This is a genomic window from Tenacibaculum sp. AWR4_210 (assembly GCF_056160945.1).
The window spans coordinates 295,181-313,604 of sequence record NZ_JBSWYF010000004.1; the positions used below are offsets into that span (position 1 = coordinate 295,181).

The window sequence follows — 18,424 nt, forward strand, 5'->3', positions numbered from 1 at the left end:
TATTAAACAACAAGTCTAGGTGGGTATGGGTTAACTGGGGTAGTTCGCTATCCTTTTATTCTCGATAGCATTCGTATATTAAATTAGAAATTTATACTACTCGTTATGACAAAAATTGAAATTATAAAAGTCGACTTAAAAGCCGTCGGAAATATCTTTCAATCCTTTTTCATTCAAAACAAAAATTTCTTTTCCTTTTAAATTGATAAGGCCTTTCTTTTTAAACTCTGACAACAAGCGAATTGCTGACTCAGTTGCTGTACCGATGACATTCGCAATATCTTCACGTGATAAATGAATATCGATGGCTCCCGCTTCGGTACTGTTAAAACGATCATTCAAATACAACAAGGTAGCGGCTAAGCGCTGTTTTACTGTTTTTTGCGCCATATCGACGATCACATTATCTGCATTTTTTAGAGACAGGGCCATGTTCTTGAGAATCTCCATGGTAAAGTTAGGGTTTTTCTCCAAATCTTTCAATATCTCTTCTTTGGGAATAAAACACACCTCCATGTCATTAACTGCAATTGCCTTTAAATTTGACACTTCGTTATTCACGAGACTTCGTTCGCCAATGAGATCACCTTTACGAATCAAATGAACAATCTGGTCTCTTCCATTATCGCTCATTTTAGAAACCTTACAAACACCGTCGCGAATACAGTATACACCATTAATATGTTCGCCTTCTTCAAAAAGAATTTCTCCTTTTTTGACGTATTTAGACGTTTTACATCCTGATATTCTCACCAACTCATCTTTAGTTAGTGCTTTTAGTGAATTAAACTGACGTACAATACACTGTTCACATTTCCCGCTCATATCGTGCCATTTTGAGGTACTCAAAGGTACTAAAAAGCTGACAAATATCATATTTTTAACGAGGGTATTGTCTGACCTTTGCACTAGGCAAACGAGTAAATATGAAAAATAAAGTGTGTTTCCACTGTGGCAATGAATGTGAAACAGACACCATAGTGCTTGACGAAAAGTTTTTTTGTTGTAACGGCTGTAAAACGGTTTATGAAATTTTTTCAGCAAACGACCTTACCTGTTATTACGACTTACAAAATGCACCTGGCGCAGCACCGTCAGAAATTCAAGGTAAATATGACTTTCTAGAACAAGAGGCGATTATCGCTAAACTGCTAGAATTTCATGAAGAACAGCACCAAGTAGTCCAATTGTACATCCCACATATCCATTGTAGTTCGTGTATCTGGGTTTTAGAAAACCTACACAAACTCCATTCGGGCATCAGTTCGTCACAGGTAAACTTTCCTAAAAAAACAGTGAGAATTGGTTTTAACACCGAAAAAATAAGCTTAAAAGAAGTCGTTTTACTACTCAGTAGCATTGGTTACGAACCTTATATAAGTTTGGAAGACTATGAGGTTGGCAGTAAAAAAGTAGACCGCTCGCTAATTTATAAATTGGGCGTGGCAGGATTTGCATATGGAAATGTCATGTTTTTATCCTTTCCGGAATACTTTGAAGTGAATGAATTTTGGCTCGATCAATACAAAGTCGTATTCCGTTGGTTAATGTTCTTCTTTTCTGTTCCGGTTGTGGGCTACGCAGGTGTTGACTATTTTACGACTGCCTATAAAGGGCTTCGCAACAAAATTCTCAGTATAGACGTCCCCATTGCTCTCGGAATCCTAGTACTCTTTATTAGGAGTACCTATGAAATTTTATTTGATAAGGGAACGGGATTCTTCGATAGCTTAACTGGACTGGTCTTTTTTTTACTCCTCGGAAAATTCTTTCAGCGAAAAACCTATAATTTTCTTTCTTTTGAACGCGATTACAAATCCTACTTTCCGATTGCCGTAACGAAAATACACAAAGACGGCAGTGAAGAAAATATTCAAATTTACGATGTTGTCCAAGGAGATCGCTTGCTGATTCGCAACCACGAATTAATTCCGGTCGATGGTATTGTCATCAATGGAAATGCTCAAATAGATTACAGTTTCGTCACGGGTGAGGCACATCCTGTTCGCAAAAAATCAGGAGATAAAATTTTTGCAGGAGGAAAGCAGTTGGAGGGCACTATAGAAATGGAAGTTTTGCACTCCGTATCGCAGAGTTATCTCACTCAATTATGGAGTAATGACGTGTTTCAAAAAGATAAGCGATCAACCTTTACCACGCTCAATGATAAAATTGGAAAAAATTTCACCATTGCCGTTTTAACCATAGCATTTGTAGCCGGGAGTTTTTGGCTTTGGTACAACAGCGGGAAAGCACTCAACGTAGTCACGGCAGTTTTAATCATCGCCTGTCCCTGTGCTATTGCATTAGCAGCTCCGTTTACGCTTGGAAACCTTCTACGCATACTAGGCAAGCGAAAATTCTACTTAAAAAACGCAACTGTCATTGAACAATTGGCCACCATTGACAGTGTCATTTTTGACAAAACGGGAACCTTAACAACTCCATCAGAAAATCAAATCACGTATCGGGGTACTGAGCTTTCAGCTGCGGAAACTCAACTCTTAAAGAACACGCTCCGTTCCTCAAACCATCCGCTGAGCAGAATGGTATACGCGTACTTACCTCATAGTGAGAAACTCACCTTAACTAATTTTCAGGAACATATTGGTAAGGGGATTAGCGCCAGTCATCAAGGAATGAACATAACCGTGGGCGCTGCTAGTTTTGTAGGAGCTTCTGAAGAAAAGGACCTCCTTGAAACGGCCATACACATCTCCATAAATGAACAATACGCAGGTAAATTTGTCGTGAAAAATGCGTATCGAACACATATCAAAGAAGTTTTTACAGCCCTTGAAAAGCACTGCGAACTCGCAGTAGTTTCTGGAGATAATGAAGGAGAAAAAAACTATTTAAGTACACTACTCCCTGAAAAAACAACGTTCTTGTTTCACCAAAAACCGGCAGATAAGTTAGCCTATGTGGCTGAACTTCAAAAAGCGGGAAAGAAAGTTTTGATGATCGGCGACGGACTCAACGATGCAGGCGCCTTGGCACAGAGTAATGTCGGTATCGCGATTTCAGAGAATATCAATGTCTTTTCTCCTGCCTGTGACGCTATCTTGGACGCCACTAAATTCGAACAAATCAATACCTACTTACAGGTAGCAAAGAAAGCTATTCAAATAATCAAATATTGTTTTATATTATCCTTGTGTTATAATGTCATTGGCCTCTATTTTGCGGTTACTGGGCAGTTAACCCCTGTCATAGCTGCCATCTTGATGCCATTGAGCTCAATCAGTATCGTTTTATTCACTACTATTGCCACAAACATCCTAGGAACTAAAATCAAATAATTATGAAAATCAACCAATATATAGACCACACCTTGTTAAAACCAACAGCTAGCTCAGCCCAGATTGTACAACTCTGTGAGGAAGCCATTACTCATGATTTTTACGCTGTATGTGTGAACGGAAGTCGCGTAGCACTCGCTAAAAAAAGTGTCGCTAACTCGGCGGTCAAGGTCGCGGCGGTCATCGGATTTCCTTTAGGAGCTATGGACACCGAGAGTAAGGTCTTCGAAGCTCGGAAAGCTATAGAAAACGGTGCGGATGAAATAGACATGGTCGTGAATATCGGCAAGGTCCTCGAAGGAGAGTTGTCAGCTGTACAAGACGAAATTTTTCAAATTAAACAAGCAATCGGCGATAAGGTATTGAAAGTAATTTTTGAAAATTGCTACCTAGAAGCTAAACATATTACTGCTCTCAGTGAAATTTCATTGAAAGCTGGAGCGGATTTCATCAAAACATCCACCGGATTTGGAACGGGTGGAGCCACTTTGGAAGACGTGTATCGAATGGCTGCGGCTACGAATAATGGCATTGCAATCAAAGCTGCAGGAGGTATTCGCGACTTGGACACCGCTAAAAAATACCTAGCGCTCGGCGTTACGCGTTTAGGAACCTCATCGGGGGTAGCTCTAGTTACTGAAGGAATAGCAAAAAAAGACAGTTATTAATCCACAAACTATGAGTATACACATTGGCGCTCCTGAAGGAGCTATCGCAGAAACCGTATTACTACCAGGAGATCCTCTTCGTGCAAAATGGATTGCAGAAAACTTTTTAACAGATGCTGTTTGTTATAATGAAGTTCGAGGCATGTTGGGCTACACAGGCTACTACGATGGAAAACGCGTATCAGTACAAGGTACGGGAATGGGAATTCCAACCACCTTAATCTACGCACATGAACTCATCAACTCCTACGGAGTAAAAAATCTAATCCGAGTGGGTTCAGCAGGATCTTATCAAAAAGACGTACAGCTCAGAGATATCGTTATTGCCATGGCTGCCTCTAGCAATTCTGGACTAAACAAAATAAGGTTCAACGGAGCTGATTTTGCACCGACCGCTAGTTTTTCACTGTTTAATAAAGCCATAGAAATGGCACGACAACAACAGCTCCCTATCAAAGCAGGCAATATTCTGAGTTCCGATGAATTTTATGCGGATGATTATGACAGTTACCAGCAGTGGGCAGATTACGGAGTTCTCTGTGTCGAAATGGAAACAGCTGGGCTGTACACCATAGCAGCCAAACACCGCGTAAATGCTTTGGCCATTTTAACTATATCTGACAGTTTGGTGACCAAAGAACACACTAGCGCAGCAGAACGCGAACAAACTTTTAAAGAAATGATCAATTTGGCTTTGTCCATTGCTTAATTCAATACCTCAAGACTTATGAACACGCTCATACAAAAATACAACATACCAGGACCTCGTTATACGAGCTACCCTACAGTGCCTTATTGGGATGAAAAGACTTTTAGTCGTGAAAAGTGGATTGCTAGCTTCCGCCAATCCTTTGAAGAGAGCAATAGTGCGGAAGGGATTAGTTTGTATATCCACCTCCCCTTTTGCGAATCGCTGTGTACCTTTTGTGCGTGTCATAAGCACATTACCAAACGTAAGGAAGTTGCCGACCCCTATATCGCCACCGTATTAAAAGAATGGGATCTTTACCTAGAGCAGGTCAGCTCAGTTCCTCTTATTCGAGAAATTCACCTCGGTGGTGGTACTCCAACTTTCTTTTCGCCAAAGGCCCTGGAACAACTCATCACGGGCTTGTTAAAAAAAGCGCAGAAACATCCTGATTACGAATTCAGTTTTGAAGGACACCCCAACAACACCACTAAAGAACACCTGTTGCAACTGTATAACTTGGGGTTCACAAGAGTGAGTTTTGGCGTTCAGGACTACAACCCTACTGTTCAAAAGGCCATACATCGCGTACAGCCCTTTGAGCAAGTGGCCAAGGTTACCCGATGGGCACGTGAAATTGGCTATACTTCAATCAGTCATGATTTAGTTTTTGGCCTTCCTTTTCAAACAAAGGAAAACGTTATCCATACGATCAATAAAACCAAAGAATTACAACCGGATCGAATTTCTTTTTACAGTTATGCACATGTTCCGTGGGTAAAGGGTGTTGGACAGCGTGGCTTTAATGAAAATGACTTACCTAAAAACGAAGACAAACGCAAACTCTACGAAATAGGAAAAGCACTATTCGTTGAAATGGGCTATCAAGAAATCGGGATGGATCACTTTGCGCTTCCTACAGACAGTTTATACAAAGCGAGTATACAGCAAAAGCTCCACAGAAATTTTATGGGCTACACCGCACATAAAACACAACTGATGATTGGTTTAGGAATGTCATCGATCTCTGACTCTTGGTATGGCTTTGCCCAAAACGTCAAAACTGTTAAGGAATATGAAGCTTTGGTTAACGACGGAATACTTCCTGTATTTAGAGGTCATATTCTTACTCAAGACGATTTGGTTATGCGCCAACACATCCTCAATATCATGTGTCATTTTACTACCTCTTGGGAAACTCCTGCGCTCGAAATAAAAGACCTAGAACTGCATTTGTTAAAACTGCGTGAACTCGTAAAAGACGGATTGGTTCAGGTGCATGACACCAGCTTAAAAGTACCGGAAAAAGCCCGTCCTTTTGTGCGAAACATCTGTATGGCCTTCGATAAAAAACTCCACGAAAAACAGCCGGATACTCAGTTGTTTTCTATGACCATTTAACTAAAATAAATCCTGAGCTCGAAAACTCAGGATTTTATTTTATAGTAAGTGTTTGTAACAAAATGATAAAGTGAAAAAAAGGACTATAAATGAGCAATTTAATTTTTCTACTAACTTAACAATTCAATCTATATAATGAGTCCGAAAATTTAACGTCCTATAGTCCCTAGTTAAATAGAATGCGAAATCATTCAGTGGCCAAAGGTACTCATATACAACAACTTCACCTATACCTATTACCCCTATACTTGGTATCAGGGTTTTCCCTGAGTTACCTACTCAACTCCCCTTAAATCGTTCAATACTGGACACTTACTATTCAGCAACTACAGAAAACTTCGTTTTTTACTTGTGAGAGTACTTTGTCGTTGGTAGCACTGATGGCTTTTCTATTGATTTTACATGAGTATTACTACTATTTAGAACTTCTAAAATTAAGTAAACATGACAAATATCATATTTTAAACAGGCCTCTAAAACTACCTTTGACCTATAATTATCAGGCAAATTATGAGCGTTATTTACTTATTACTTTCACTTAGTATTCTGGTGGCTATAGTCTTTTTTGTAGCCTTTATAGTATCTGTCAAAAAGGGTCAATATGACGATGCGTATACTCCATCGGTTCGTATGCTGTTTGATGATGAATTGGTAAACGAAGAACAACTTAACCAACCGCGTTAAGCTCAACGACAACACCAATGAGAAGCGAACTAACAATAAAAATTAAATTCAAATAGATTATGGAAATGCAACAATTTTATTACGATAATAAAATCGTAAAAAAATTCATCTATGCAACCTTACTATGGGGGATAGTGGGATTCTCGGTAGGATTGCTCTTGGCTTTTATGTTTCTGTTCCCAAATATCACAGATGGCATAGCTTGGCTGAGTTTCGGACGTATTAGACCTTTACATACCAATGCCGTAATTTTTGCCTTCGTGGGGAATGCAATTTTTGCGGGTGTTTACTACTCCTTACAACGTTTGCTAAAAGCGAGAATGGCAAGCGACTTTTTAAGTAATTTCAATTTCTGGGGATGGCAGCTCATCATCGTTGCTGCTGCAATTACGCTCCCCTTAGGATATACTACTTCCAAAGAATACGCAGAACTAGAATGGCCAATTGATATTGCCATTGCACTAGTATGGGTAGCTTTTGGAGTCAATATGATATGGACCATATTAAAAAGACGTCAACGTCATTTGTACGTTGCTGTATGGTTCTATCTAGGAACTTTTGTTACCGTAGCTGTGCTACATATCTTCAATAGTTTAGAACTACCAGTAAACTTCTTAAAAAGTTATTCAGTGTACGCGGGGGTACAAGATGCTTTAGTTCAATGGTGGTATGGGCACAATGCGGTAGCTTTTTTCTTAACCACTCCATTTTTAGGACTGATGTACTACTTTGTACCGAAAGCTGCAAACCGTCCGGTATATTCGTATCGTTTGTCAATCGTACACTTTTGGTCGCTCATCTTCATCTATATTTGGGCTGGACCACACCATTTATTGTATTCTTCACTACCAGACTGGGCTCAAAACTTAGGAGTTGCCTTTTCGGTAATGCTTATCGCTCCTTCATGGGGAGGAATGATCAACGGGTTGTTAACTTTACGTGGTGCTTGGGATAAAGTACGTACCAATCCCGTATTGAAATTTATGGTGGTTGCAATTACCGGATATGGTATGGCTACCTTTGAAGGACCAATGCTGTCATTGAAAAACGTAAACGCTATTGCGCACTTTAGCGATTGGGTTATTGCCCACGTACACGTAGGGGCACTCGCCTGGAATGGTTTCTTAACCTTTGGTATGCTCTACTGGTTAATTCCACGTATGTTTAAAACCAAATTGTACTCAACAGCTCTTGCTAATTTCCACTTTTGGATTGGTACCCTAGGGATTATCATGTACGCCTTACCAATGTACGTCGCTGGATTCGTTCAGGCTTCTATGTGGAAACAATTTAACCCAGACGGAACCTTAACCTATGGAAACTTCTTAGAAACAGTGAACGAGATCATTCCGATGTACTGGATGCGTGCCATTGGAGGAAGTTTATTCATCTTCGGAGCTATCGTAATGCTCTACAACGTGGTAAAAACTGTAAAGCAAGGAACTGAAGTAACCGATGAGTTAGCAGAAGCTCCAGCCTTGAGCAAGGTATCTAAACACAGAACAGGTAGCGAAACTTGGCATACTTGGTTAGAAAGAAGACCTATTAAATTAACAATCTACGCTACGATTGCTATTTTAATTGGAGGTGTAGTTCAGATTGTACCTACCTTATTGGTAAAATCTAACATTCCAACAATTAGTAGTGTCAAACCTTATACTGCCTTAGAATTAGAAGGAAGAGATATCTATATCCGTGAAGGTTGTGTGAGTTGTCACTCGCAGATGATTCGTCCGTTCCGAAGTGAAGTAGAACGTTACGGTGAATATGCGAAGGCAGGAGAGTTTGTTTACGATCACCCGTTCTTATGGGGAAGTAAGCGTACAGGACCCGATTTATTACGTGTAGGAGGTAAATACCCTGACAGTTGGCACTTAAATCACATGTACGATCCACAAAGTACCTCTCCAGGTAGTATCATGCCTCGTTATCCTTGGCTGTTAAAAGATGCCCTTGACAAATCGTACACTGAAAGTAAGATGAAAGCCATGGTAAACCTCGGTGTCCCGTATACTGATGAAGACATTACCAATGCGCAGCAAAGTATGGATGCCCAAGGAAAGCAGATTGAGGAAAACCTCCACAGTGACCCTGACTTTGCAAAGGCCTACCAAGAAGACAAAAAGTACGCTCGTGAAAACGGTTTACAATTCATTGAAATGAAAGACCGCGAAATCGTTGCCCTTATCGCCTATTTACAGCGTTTAGGAACGGATATCAAAGTAAAAGATGTTCAAGAACAATTAGGATCTAAAACCAACTAGTCATGTTAAAATTTGTAAAAAATCACCTCGAATCCATTGCGGGAATTGAAATCTATCCGATTATTTCCCTTACGATCTTCTTTACATTTTTTGTAATCCTTTTTTGGTGGGTATTCACCGCAAAAAAAGAGTATTTAAGCAAGGTAAGTCAATTACCATTAGATAATCAATAGAAAACACGACACTGATGAAAAAATATTTTCAATCACTTTTATACATAACCTTCTTAGCTGTGAGTTCATTCGCTATCGTTACCGCGATAAGCAGCTACGAAAATCCATTTAGTCTTTACGAAAACCCGTTGGTATGGATTGCCATTAGTGCAGTAATACTCGTGGTACTTCTGAAAGAATTAGTCAACATCGTCGCCCTTAAAAAAGCAGAAGAGTTGACCTTAGAAAAACAGGGAATTAATCCAGAAGAAATTGACCATTGGGCCTGGGCAAAAGCATTGATAAAAAAATGGACGAAAGCCAAAGCCATTGCCGATGAAGGTGAAATCGAACTCGATCACAATTACGACGGTATTAAAGAATTGGACAATTCTTTACCGCCATGGTGGTTGTACATGTTTTACATGACCATCATATTTGGAGTAGTCTACCTCATGCGATTCCACGTCTTTGGAGGAGATAACCAAACTGTTGAATACGAAAAAGCCGTAGCCATTGCACAACGTGAACTCAGCGAGTTTCAGGCAACTTCTAAAGAAGCGGTTATCGATATGGAAAACTTAACGGCACTAACCGATGAGGCTTCGTTAAAAAGAGGACGAGCGGTATTTAATTTAAACTGTGCGGCCTGTCATGCAAAAGATGGTGGTGGACTTATAGGACCGAACCTCACAGATCAGTATTGGATACTCGGAGGCGGTATTAAAAATGTATTCCGTACCATTTCGAAAGGTGGACGTGACGGAAAAGGAATGGTCGCATGGGAAAAAACCTTGAAACCTATTGACGTGCAAAAAGTAGCGAGCTACGTACTGTCATTACAAGGTACGACTCCTGCTAAACCAAAGGCTGCAGAGGGAGACTTGTACGAAGAAGCTGCAGCGGCTGCTCCAGTGAAGGAAACCGACACAGCAGCACCAGCAACTCCTGAAGAGCAAGAAACAATTAAAGAATAACCCTATTTGTTATTTATTATTAGGTAAAGATGGAAACACCCGAGAATGAAATTTTTAGAGATAGTATTAGTACTGTAACTAGTGAAGGGAAGCGTTCTTGGGTATTTCCTAAGAAGCCGAGCGGGAAATTTTATAAGTACAGAAGTTTTGTTAGTTATTTTCTGCTCGTCTTTTTACTCAGTGCGCCGTTTATCAAAATCAACGGTAATCAGTTTTTACTATTCAATGTTTTAGAGCGACGTTTTAATATTTTTGGATTCCCTTTTTGGCCACAAGATTTTCACCTCCTAGTAGTCTCTATGATTATTGGAGTAGTATTCATAATCCTCTTTACGGTTGTTTTTGGTCGAATATTTTGCGGTTGGATTTGTCCTCAAACCATTTTCATGGAAATGGTATTCCGCAAAATTGAATACTGGATAGAAGGTGATCGAGGAAAACAACTGCGATTGGAAAAACAAGCTTGGAACGCGGAGAAAATCAAAAAACGCTTGCTCAAATGGAGTATCTTCTTTTTGATTTCCTTTGGTATCGCCAATGTATTTCTGGCCTACTTAATCGGTAGTGACACGCTTATTCAATACGTAACCGACAATCCTTTACACCACGTAAGTACCTTGATTTCTCTACTTATTTTCACCGGTGTATTCTATTTCGTATTCGTGTGGTTTCGCGAGCAAGTATGTATCATCGCTTGTCCGTACGGTCGACTACAAGGAGTACTACTCGACAACAAAACCATCAACGTCGCTTATGATCACGTTCGTGGAGAGAAGGAAAAAGGAAGAGCGCGATTCAAAAAGAACGAGGATCGAGCGGCCAGCGGAAAGGGAGACTGTATCGATTGTTTTCAATGCGTCCACGTTTGCCCAACCGGGATTGATATTAGAAACGGAACACAACTAGAATGTGTTAACTGTACCGCCTGTATCGATGAATGCGATCATATGATGGAAAAAGTAGGACTTCCTACCGGACTCATTCGCTATGCCAGTGAGGAGAACATCCGCAAAAAGGCTCCCTTCAAATTTACGGCGCGAATGAAAGGATATACCGCCGTTTTAGGTATCCTTATCAGTGTATTGATAGGTATGCTCTTTTTACGAAACGATGTGGAGGCTACAGTGCTGCGATTACCAGGGCAATTATACCAACACAAAGAAGGAGGTATTATCAGTAATATATACACGTTTAAAGTAATTAACAAGACCATTGAGGAAATCGATGATGTCAGTTTTAAAATACTCTCTCACAAAGGAAGTATCGAAACGGTTACCCATCAGAATTTTTCCGTTCCTAAACAAGGGCTTGCAGAGGGTACCCTCTTTGTTGAATTGCACACATCGCAAATGAAAAAAGAACGGGTTACCTTAACAATTGGAGTTTACAGTGGCAGTAAACTCATAGAAACTACCAGCACTAATTTTCTAGGGCCAAGGAGTTACCGATAAATTAACCGATAGCCTAGCTATCACAAAACAACACTTATGAAATTAAATTGGGGCACGAGTATCGTTATAGCAATTATCGCCTTTATAGGCTTCATCATGTACTTTGTAATTACCATGAGTACGGACAAAAGTTATAACCACGATTTAGTAACTGAAAAGTACTATCAAAAAGAATTGACCTATCAGGAAAGTATCAATGCTAGCAAAAATGCGAAACAATTGAGCAGCCCTGTCAAGATATACCGAAGTTCTAACGGATTGACCGTTGAGTTTCCGGAAAACTTTGATCCTACCCTACTTAAGGGAAAAGTGTTCCTATACAGACCATCTAATAAACACCTGGATTTTGAAATGCCACTTTCACTCTCCAATAACTATTTGCTCGTGCCTGAGAATCGTTTATTGGATGGTCGCTGGAACATCACTGTACAGTGGACGTACAAAGATACGCCCTATTTAGTCACGGATGAAATTCTTTACTAATGTTAGTATCTGCACTCATACTAGGACTACTAGGAAGCTTACATTGCGTGGGCATGTGCGGTCCTATCGCATTTATGCTTCCCGTCAGTAGAAATCAACCCGTAAAGCAGTTTTTTCAAATAACGAGTTATCACCTCGGGCGCGTGCTCAGCTACAGTATTATCGGATTGCTATTTGGCCTACTGGGAAAAGGATTTTTCTTATTCGGGTTTCAACAGCAATTGTCAATACTCGTTGGAATTGGTATGATACTCTTTGTACTCGTACCCAAAATAGGCAGCAAACTACACCAAATGCACTCCCCGCTTCAAAAGGTTATTCTCCGCGTAAAATCGGCCTTGGGAAAAGAATTAAAGAAACAACAAAACGACACCTTTTTCACTTTGGGCTTTTTTAATGGTCTGTTGCCCTGTGGACTTGTATACATGGCAGTGTTTGGAGCTATTGCCACGGGAAACGCTTGGAAAGGTAGTTCGTATATGGCGCTGTTTGGCCTAGGGACTATTCCGTTGATGACTGCTGTCATCTATCTAAAAGGAATCGCCAGTACACAACTTCGCAAAAGGGTGCAAAATGCACTTCCTTACGTACTCGTTTTTATGGGAATTTTGTTTGTAATTCGAGGCTTAGGCCTAGGAATCCCCTACCTCTCTCCAGCAACTCAGGTAAGTATCCTCGAAGCCGCTCCAAAAGGTTGTCATTAAGCATTTTTTAGAAGCGTAACCTGACAAAAATCATGTTTTAAAACGAGGATTCACAGTACCTTAGAGTAACATTAAAAACCAACGACACTATGAAACGAATAATAGTACCAATCGACTTTTCTGTTTACTCTGAAAACGCCTTAAAATCGGCTGCATATCTAGCAAAAAAATACGATGCTGAAATCCTAGCAGTACACATGTTAGAATTGTCAAATGCCATCGTTTCTAGATCAGAATCCTACGCGCAAGAAGAAACTCTCTTTTTGTACAAATTAGCTGAAAACAGATTCAATGAATTTCTTGACAAGTCCTATTTAGAAGAGCTGTCTATAACTCCCATTATCAAGCACTTTAAAATATTTAGCGAAATTGATCAATTAGCACGTGAAGAAAAAGCCGACCTTATTGTAATGGGTTCACAAGGTAGTAGTGGAATTAAAGAGCTCATTATAGGATCGAATACAGAAAAAGTAATCCGCTATGCTCATATACCAGTATTAGTGGTTAAGGACGTTCCTATTGAAGCATCCTTTAAAAAAGTGGTCTTCGCCTGCGATTTTTCAGACGATGATTTGACTGCTTATCAAGACGTCAAAAACTTTTGTCAAAGTATGGACTGTGAATTAAACTTGGTGTATGTAACCACACCCAATGGTCGTTTTAAAAGTACGGAAGAAATCACTCAAAAACTCAGTAAATTTATCAACAAAGCACACGAAAGTATCGAGCTACTAGAAAACGTAAAAATCATTGCTGACTACAGCGTAGAAGAAGGTGTATTGTACTATGCGAATACTGTACACGCCGATGCCATAGTACTGGCAACCCACGGACGAAAGGGAATCGCTCATTTCTTTGAGGGCAGTATAACCGAAGATATAGCCAACCACAGTCAACTTCCGGTAATGACTTTCAAAATATAAAAAAAGGTGTCTTAAATGACACCTTTTTTAGCTTTATGCTTCTCCTGTAGTTCCACCGAAATTCATCGGGATTGGAGGCTGTTCGTAATCTTTAATTTCCCCGTGAACTTGTTCAAACTTTCGAACGTTATCCGCAAGTGCTTTGGTGAGTCTCTTTGCGTGTTGTGGGGTTAAAATAATTCTCGACTTTACCTTAGCTTTAGGCACTCCAGGCATAATATTGATAAAATCGACGATAAACTCAGATACTGAATGATTGATGATCGCTAAGTTACTGTAGGTACCTTCTGCGATATCCTGATCCAATTCAATATTTAACTGAGGTTCGTGATCATTGTTATTATTGTGATCTTCCATAATTTCTGGGTTTAAAAGAGAAAGGCCTCTGCATTAGAGGCCTTTTCTATATAAGTTCTTATAAACTATTTTCGATTTCGTCTTTTGGTCCAACGATTTGTCTATCGTAGTTTCTCATACCTGTACCTGCAGGTATTCTCTTACCAACGATAACATTTTCTTTAAGACCTTCTAAGTAATCAATCTTACCATTTACGGCTGCTTCATTCAATACTTTCGTAGTTTCCTGGAACGATGCCGCTGAGATAAATGATTTCGTTTGTAACGATGCTCTCGTAATACCTTGTAAGATTTGCTCTGCAGTAGCTGGTTGTGCATCTCTAGCTACTACTAAGTCTTTATCTGATCTACGCAATAACGAGTTCTCGTCTCTCAATTGACGCGCGGTAATCATCTGACCTGCTTTTAGGTTTTCTGAATCTCCAGCATCTTCAACGATCTTCATTCCGTAAATATTATCGTTCTGCTCGATAAAGTCATTCTTGTGAATCAATTGATTTTCTAAGAATAACGTATCTCCTGAATCGATAATTCTAACTTTACGCATCATTTGACGTACTACTACCTCAAAGTGCTTATCGTTAATTTTTACCCCTTGTAAACGGTATACTTCTTGAATTTCATTTACCAAGTACTCCTGAACTGCTGACGGCCCTTTGATATTCAAAATATCGATTGGCGTAATAGCTCCATCAGATAATGGCATACCTGCCTTGATAAAGTCATTTTCTTGTACTAAGATCTGGTTCGATAATTTGATGAGATATTTCTTGACTTCACCAGTCTTCGACTCAATGATGATTTCACGGTTACCTCTTTTAATCTTACCGAATGATACTACACCATCAATTTGAGCAACTACTGCTGGATTCGATGGGTTACGCGCTTCGAATAATTCCGTTACACGTGGTAAACCTCCTGTAATATCCCCAGCCTTACCAGACTTACGAGGAATCTTCACTAATGTTTTACCAGCTTCCACCTTTTCACCGTCTTCAACGATTAAGTGAGCTCCTACTGGTAAACTGTACGAACGCAATGCATTACCATCTGCATCCTCAATGATTAATGAAGCAATAATTTTCTTGTTCTTAGAATCGGTAATTACCTTCTCTTGGAAACCAGTTTGTTCATCGATTTCAACTGAGTAGTTAATTCCTTGCTCTAAGTTATCAAACTTCACTCTTCCACCAAACTCAGAAACGATTACCCCGTTAAATGGATCCCATTGACAGATTTCGTCTCCTTTGCTGATTTCAGTTCTATCCTTATTGAAAATAATCGATCCGTAAGGAATGTTATTCGTACTTAAAGTGATTCCAGTTTTCTTATCTGTTACTTTAATTTCTGCAGTACGAGAAATTACGATTTCGATTTCTTTACCTTCAGCATCTTTACCAGTTACTGTACGCAAGTCATCGATGGCAACATTTCCAGAGAACTTAGCAATCATCTTGTTGTCCTCAGAGATGTTTCCTGCTACCCCTCCAACGTGGAAGGTACGCAGTGTTAACTGTGTTCCTGGCTCTCCAATTGACTGCGCTGCAATTACACCTACAGCTTCACCAATTTGAACTTTTTTACCAGTTGACAAACTCTGACCGTAACACTTAGCACAGATACCGCGCTTCGACTCACAAGTCAATGCCGAACGTACTTCTACGCGATCGATACCCGCTTCTTCGATAACATCAGCAAGCTTAGGAGTAATCAATCCTCCAGCTTCTACCAATATCTCATCCGACATTGGACGATAAACATCGTATAAAGCAGTACGACCTGAAATTCTATCAGAGATAGACTCTACAATCTCGTCGTTCTTCTTTAATGGCATGATTTCTAATCCACGTAACGTACCACAATCGTCTTGATTCACAATTACATCCTGTGAAACGTCTACTAGACGACGTGTTAAGTATCCAGCATCTGCTGTTTTTAATGCGGTATCGGCAAGTCCTTTACGCGCACCGTGAGTAGAAATAAAGTATTCTAAAATTGATAGTCCTTCCTTAAAGTTCGAAAGAATCGGGTTTTCGATAATTTCACCACCACCCGCAGTTGATTTTTTCGGCTTTGCCATCAGACCACGCATACCCGTCAACTGACGAATCTGCTCTTTCGATCCACGAGCTCCAGAATCTAACATCATAAATACCGAGTTAAATCCTTGTTGATCCTCACGTAAACGCTTCATCGATAACTCAGTTAATTCATTATTGGTTCTACCCCAAATATCAATTACCTGGTTATAACGTTCTTTTTGAGTCAACATACCCATGTTATAGTTCATGATAATTCCGTCAACCTCTTTGTTGGCTTCAGCAATCATTTCATGCTTTTCTGGTGGGATAATGATATCCCCTAATGAGAATGACAATCCACCTTGGAAGGCAAATGTATAACCCATATCCTTGATTGAATCTAAGAATTTACCTACTTCAGGTATTGAAGTCACCTTTAAGATTCCTCCAATAATTCCACGTAGTGATTTCTTAGTCAATACTTCGTTGATATATCCAGCTTGCTCAGGAACTACCTCATTAAACAACACTCTACCTACAGTTGTTGCAATGATTCTGTCTACTAAGTTTCCATTCTCATCGATGTCCTTAGTACGAACTTTAATTCCGGCATTTAAGTCAACACGCTCTTCGTTGTAGGCGATGTTTACCTCTTCAGGAGAGTAGAAAGTTAATCCTTCTCCTTTAATAGGTACTTCTGGCGTTGACTTACGCTCTTTTGTCATATAATACAATCCTAATACCATATCCTGAGAAGGTACGGTAATAGGTGCACCGTTTGCTGGGTTTAAGATATTGTGAGAAGCGAGCATTAATAACTGAGCTTCTAAAATAGCCTCTGGCCCTAACGGTAAGTGAACCGCCATCTGATCCCCATCGAAATCGGCGTTGAAGGCCGTACATACTAATGGGTGTAAGCGAATTGCTTTACCTTCGATTAATTTTGGTTGGAAGGCTTGGATTCCTAAACGGTGTAAGGTAGGAGCACGGTTTAATAATACCGGATGTCCTTTAATTACGTTTTCAAGAATATCCCAAACTACAGGTTCTTTTCTGTCGATAATTTTCTTTGCAGATTTAACCGTTTTTACGATACCTCTTTCGATAAGCTTACGAATTACGAATGGCTTGTACAATTCAGCAGCCATATCTTTTGGTAATCCACACTCGTAAAGCTTTAACTCAGGTCCAACAACAATTACCGAACGCGCTGAGTAATCCACACGTTTTCCTAATAAGTTTTGACGGAAACGTCCTTGCTTCCCTTTTAAACTATCAGAAAGTGATTTTAATGGACGATTCGATTCCGTCTTAACTGCTGATGCCTTACGCGTATTATCGAATAACGAATCTACAGATTCCTGTAACATACGTTTTTCGTTACGCAAAATCACCTCAGGTGCTTTGATCTCCATCAAACGCTTTAAACGGTTGTTACGGATAATCACACGACGGTATAAATCATTCAAATCAGAAGTCGCAAAACGACCACCATCTAACGGTACTAACGGACGTAATTCTGGTGGGATTACTGGTACCACCTTCATGATCATCCATTCTGGTTTGTTTTCTCTGTTCTTTTGAGAATCTCTAAACGACTCTACAACATTCAAACGCTTTAATGCCTCGTTTTTACGTTGCTTTGAAGTTTCTGTATTCGCTTTGTGACGTAACTCGTAAGAAAGTGCATCTAAATCGATACGCTCTAACAAGTCGATCAAACACTCAGCTCCCATCTTAGCGATGAATTTATTTGGATCACTATCTTCAAGGTACATATTGTCTTGAGGAAGTTCATCCATAATATCCAAGTACTCCTCTTCCGTTAAGAAATCCATTTTTTGCAATGGCTCTCCTTCGGTATTTTTGGCGATACCTGGTTGAATTACTACGTAACGTTCGTAGTAAATAATCATATCTAATTTCTTAGATGGCAACCCTAAAAGGTATCCCATCTTATTTGGTAACGATCTGAAGTACCAAATGTGTGCTACAGGAACGACTAAGTTAATGTGTCCAACGCGGTCTCTACGTACTTTTTTCTCAGTAACTTCAACCCCACAACGGTCACATACGATTCCTTTGTAACGAATTCTTTTATACTTACCACAAGCACACTCATAATCTTTTACAGGACCGAAGATTCGCTCACAGAACAAACCGTCTCTTTCCGGCTTATGCGTACGGTAATTAATAGTTTCTGGCTTTAACACTTCCCCTCTAGAAGCCTCCAAGATAGACTCTGGTGATGCTAAACCAATTGAAATTTTGTTAAACTTCTTAACAGTGTATTTTTCGTTTTTTCTTGCCATGATAATGGATTCGAATTAAAATAAAATGTCTTTTACA

General features: G+C 39.7%; 15 protein-coding genes. 12 read left to right on the forward strand and 3 right to left on the reverse strand.

Going from position 1 to position 18,424, the window contains the following annotated elements; genetic code table 11:
• Nucleotides 1–135 precede the first annotated feature (135 nt).
• Nucleotides 136–825, reverse strand: coding sequence for a Crp/Fnr family transcriptional regulator (locus ACXAG7_RS09270; RefSeq protein WP_408045016.1), 690 nt, complete (start codon nt 823–825; stop codon nt 136–138).
• Nucleotides 826–926: 101 nt separating this feature from the next.
• Here ACXAG7_RS09270 and ACXAG7_RS09275 point away from each other — a divergent pair, with 101 nt between their 5' ends.
• The 12 genes from ACXAG7_RS09275 to ACXAG7_RS09330 all read left to right on the forward strand — a co-directional run bounded on the left by ACXAG7_RS09275 (nt 927) and on the right by ACXAG7_RS09330 (nt 13,697).
• Complete coding sequence (locus ACXAG7_RS09275; RefSeq protein ID WP_476666662.1) at nt 927–3,302, forward strand: heavy metal translocating P-type ATPase; 2,376 nt, start codon at nt 927–929, stop codon at nt 3,300–3,302.
• 2 nt (nt 3,303–3,304) lie between these two features.
• Nucleotides 3,305–3,970: a deoxyribose-phosphate aldolase gene (deoC, locus tag ACXAG7_RS09280; protein ID WP_476666663.1), complete on the forward strand. Its 666-nt coding sequence runs from the start codon at nt 3,305–3,307 to the stop codon at nt 3,968–3,970.
• Between the two features lie 10 nt (nt 3,971–3,980).
• Nucleotides 3,981–4,679 carry a purine-nucleoside phosphorylase gene (deoD, locus tag ACXAG7_RS09285; RefSeq protein ID WP_408045019.1) on the forward strand — a complete coding sequence of 233 codons (699 nt, stop codon included), beginning with the start codon at nt 3,981–3,983 and terminating at the stop codon, nt 4,677–4,679.
• Between the two features lie 18 nt (nt 4,680–4,697).
• Complete coding sequence (gene hemN, locus ACXAG7_RS09290) at nt 4,698–6,059, forward strand: oxygen-independent coproporphyrinogen III oxidase (RefSeq protein ID WP_476666664.1); 1,362 nt, start codon at nt 4,698–4,700, stop codon at nt 6,057–6,059.
• Nucleotides 6,060–6,569: 510 nt separating this feature from the next.
• Nucleotides 6,570–6,743: a cbb3-type cytochrome oxidase assembly protein CcoS gene (ccoS, locus tag ACXAG7_RS09295; RefSeq protein ID WP_408045021.1), complete on the forward strand. Its 174-nt coding sequence runs from the start codon at nt 6,570–6,572 to the stop codon at nt 6,741–6,743.
• 59 nt (nt 6,744–6,802) lie between these two features.
• The gene (gene ccoN, locus ACXAG7_RS09300) at nt 6,803–9,007 is read left to right on the forward strand and encodes a cytochrome-c oxidase, cbb3-type subunit I (protein WP_408045022.1); all 2,205 of its coding nucleotides are present in this window, start codon (nt 6,803–6,805) and stop codon (nt 9,005–9,007) included.
• Nucleotides 9,008–9,009: 2 nt separating this feature from the next.
• A complete protein-coding gene (locus tag ACXAG7_RS09305; protein WP_408045023.1) occupies nt 9,010–9,180 on the forward strand; it encodes a CcoQ/FixQ family Cbb3-type cytochrome c oxidase assembly chaperone in 171 nt (56 codons plus the stop codon).
• Between the two features lie 14 nt (nt 9,181–9,194).
• Entirely contained in the window at nt 9,195–10,136 is a 942-nt protein-coding gene (locus ACXAG7_RS09310) for a cbb3-type cytochrome c oxidase N-terminal domain-containing protein (protein WP_408045024.1), read from the forward strand.
• Nucleotides 10,137–10,165: 29 nt separating this feature from the next.
• Nucleotides 10,166–11,587, forward strand: coding sequence for a cytochrome c oxidase accessory protein CcoG (gene ccoG, locus ACXAG7_RS09315; protein ID WP_476666665.1), 1,422 nt, complete (start codon nt 10,166–10,168; stop codon nt 11,585–11,587).
• A 36-nt stretch (nt 11,588–11,623) separates the two neighbouring features.
• Nucleotides 11,624–12,070 (forward strand): FixH family protein, encoded by a 447-nt coding sequence (locus tag ACXAG7_RS09320; protein WP_408045026.1) that lies wholly within the window; start codon nt 11,624–11,626, stop codon nt 12,068–12,070.
• Nucleotides 12,070–12,774, forward strand: coding sequence for a sulfite exporter TauE/SafE family protein (locus ACXAG7_RS09325; RefSeq protein ID WP_408045027.1), 705 nt, complete (start codon nt 12,070–12,072; stop codon nt 12,772–12,774). Before ACXAG7_RS09320 ends, ACXAG7_RS09325 begins: the two co-directional genes overlap by 1 nt.
• A gap of 89 nt (nt 12,775–12,863) precedes the next feature.
• Complete coding sequence (locus ACXAG7_RS09330; RefSeq protein WP_476666666.1) at nt 12,864–13,697, forward strand: universal stress protein; 834 nt, start codon at nt 12,864–12,866, stop codon at nt 13,695–13,697.
• 33 nt (nt 13,698–13,730) lie between these two features.
• Here the strand turns inward: ACXAG7_RS09330 and ACXAG7_RS09335 are convergent, their stop codons facing one another.
• A complete protein-coding gene (locus ACXAG7_RS09335) occupies nt 13,731–14,054 on the reverse strand; it encodes a DUF3467 domain-containing protein (protein WP_408045029.1) in 324 nt (107 codons plus the stop codon).
• 58 nt (nt 14,055–14,112) lie between these two features.
• Complete coding sequence (rpoC, locus tag ACXAG7_RS09340; protein ID WP_408045030.1) at nt 14,113–18,387, reverse strand: DNA-directed RNA polymerase subunit beta'; 4,275 nt, start codon at nt 18,385–18,387, stop codon at nt 14,113–14,115.
• Between the last annotated feature and the right edge of the window lie 37 nt (nt 18,388–18,424).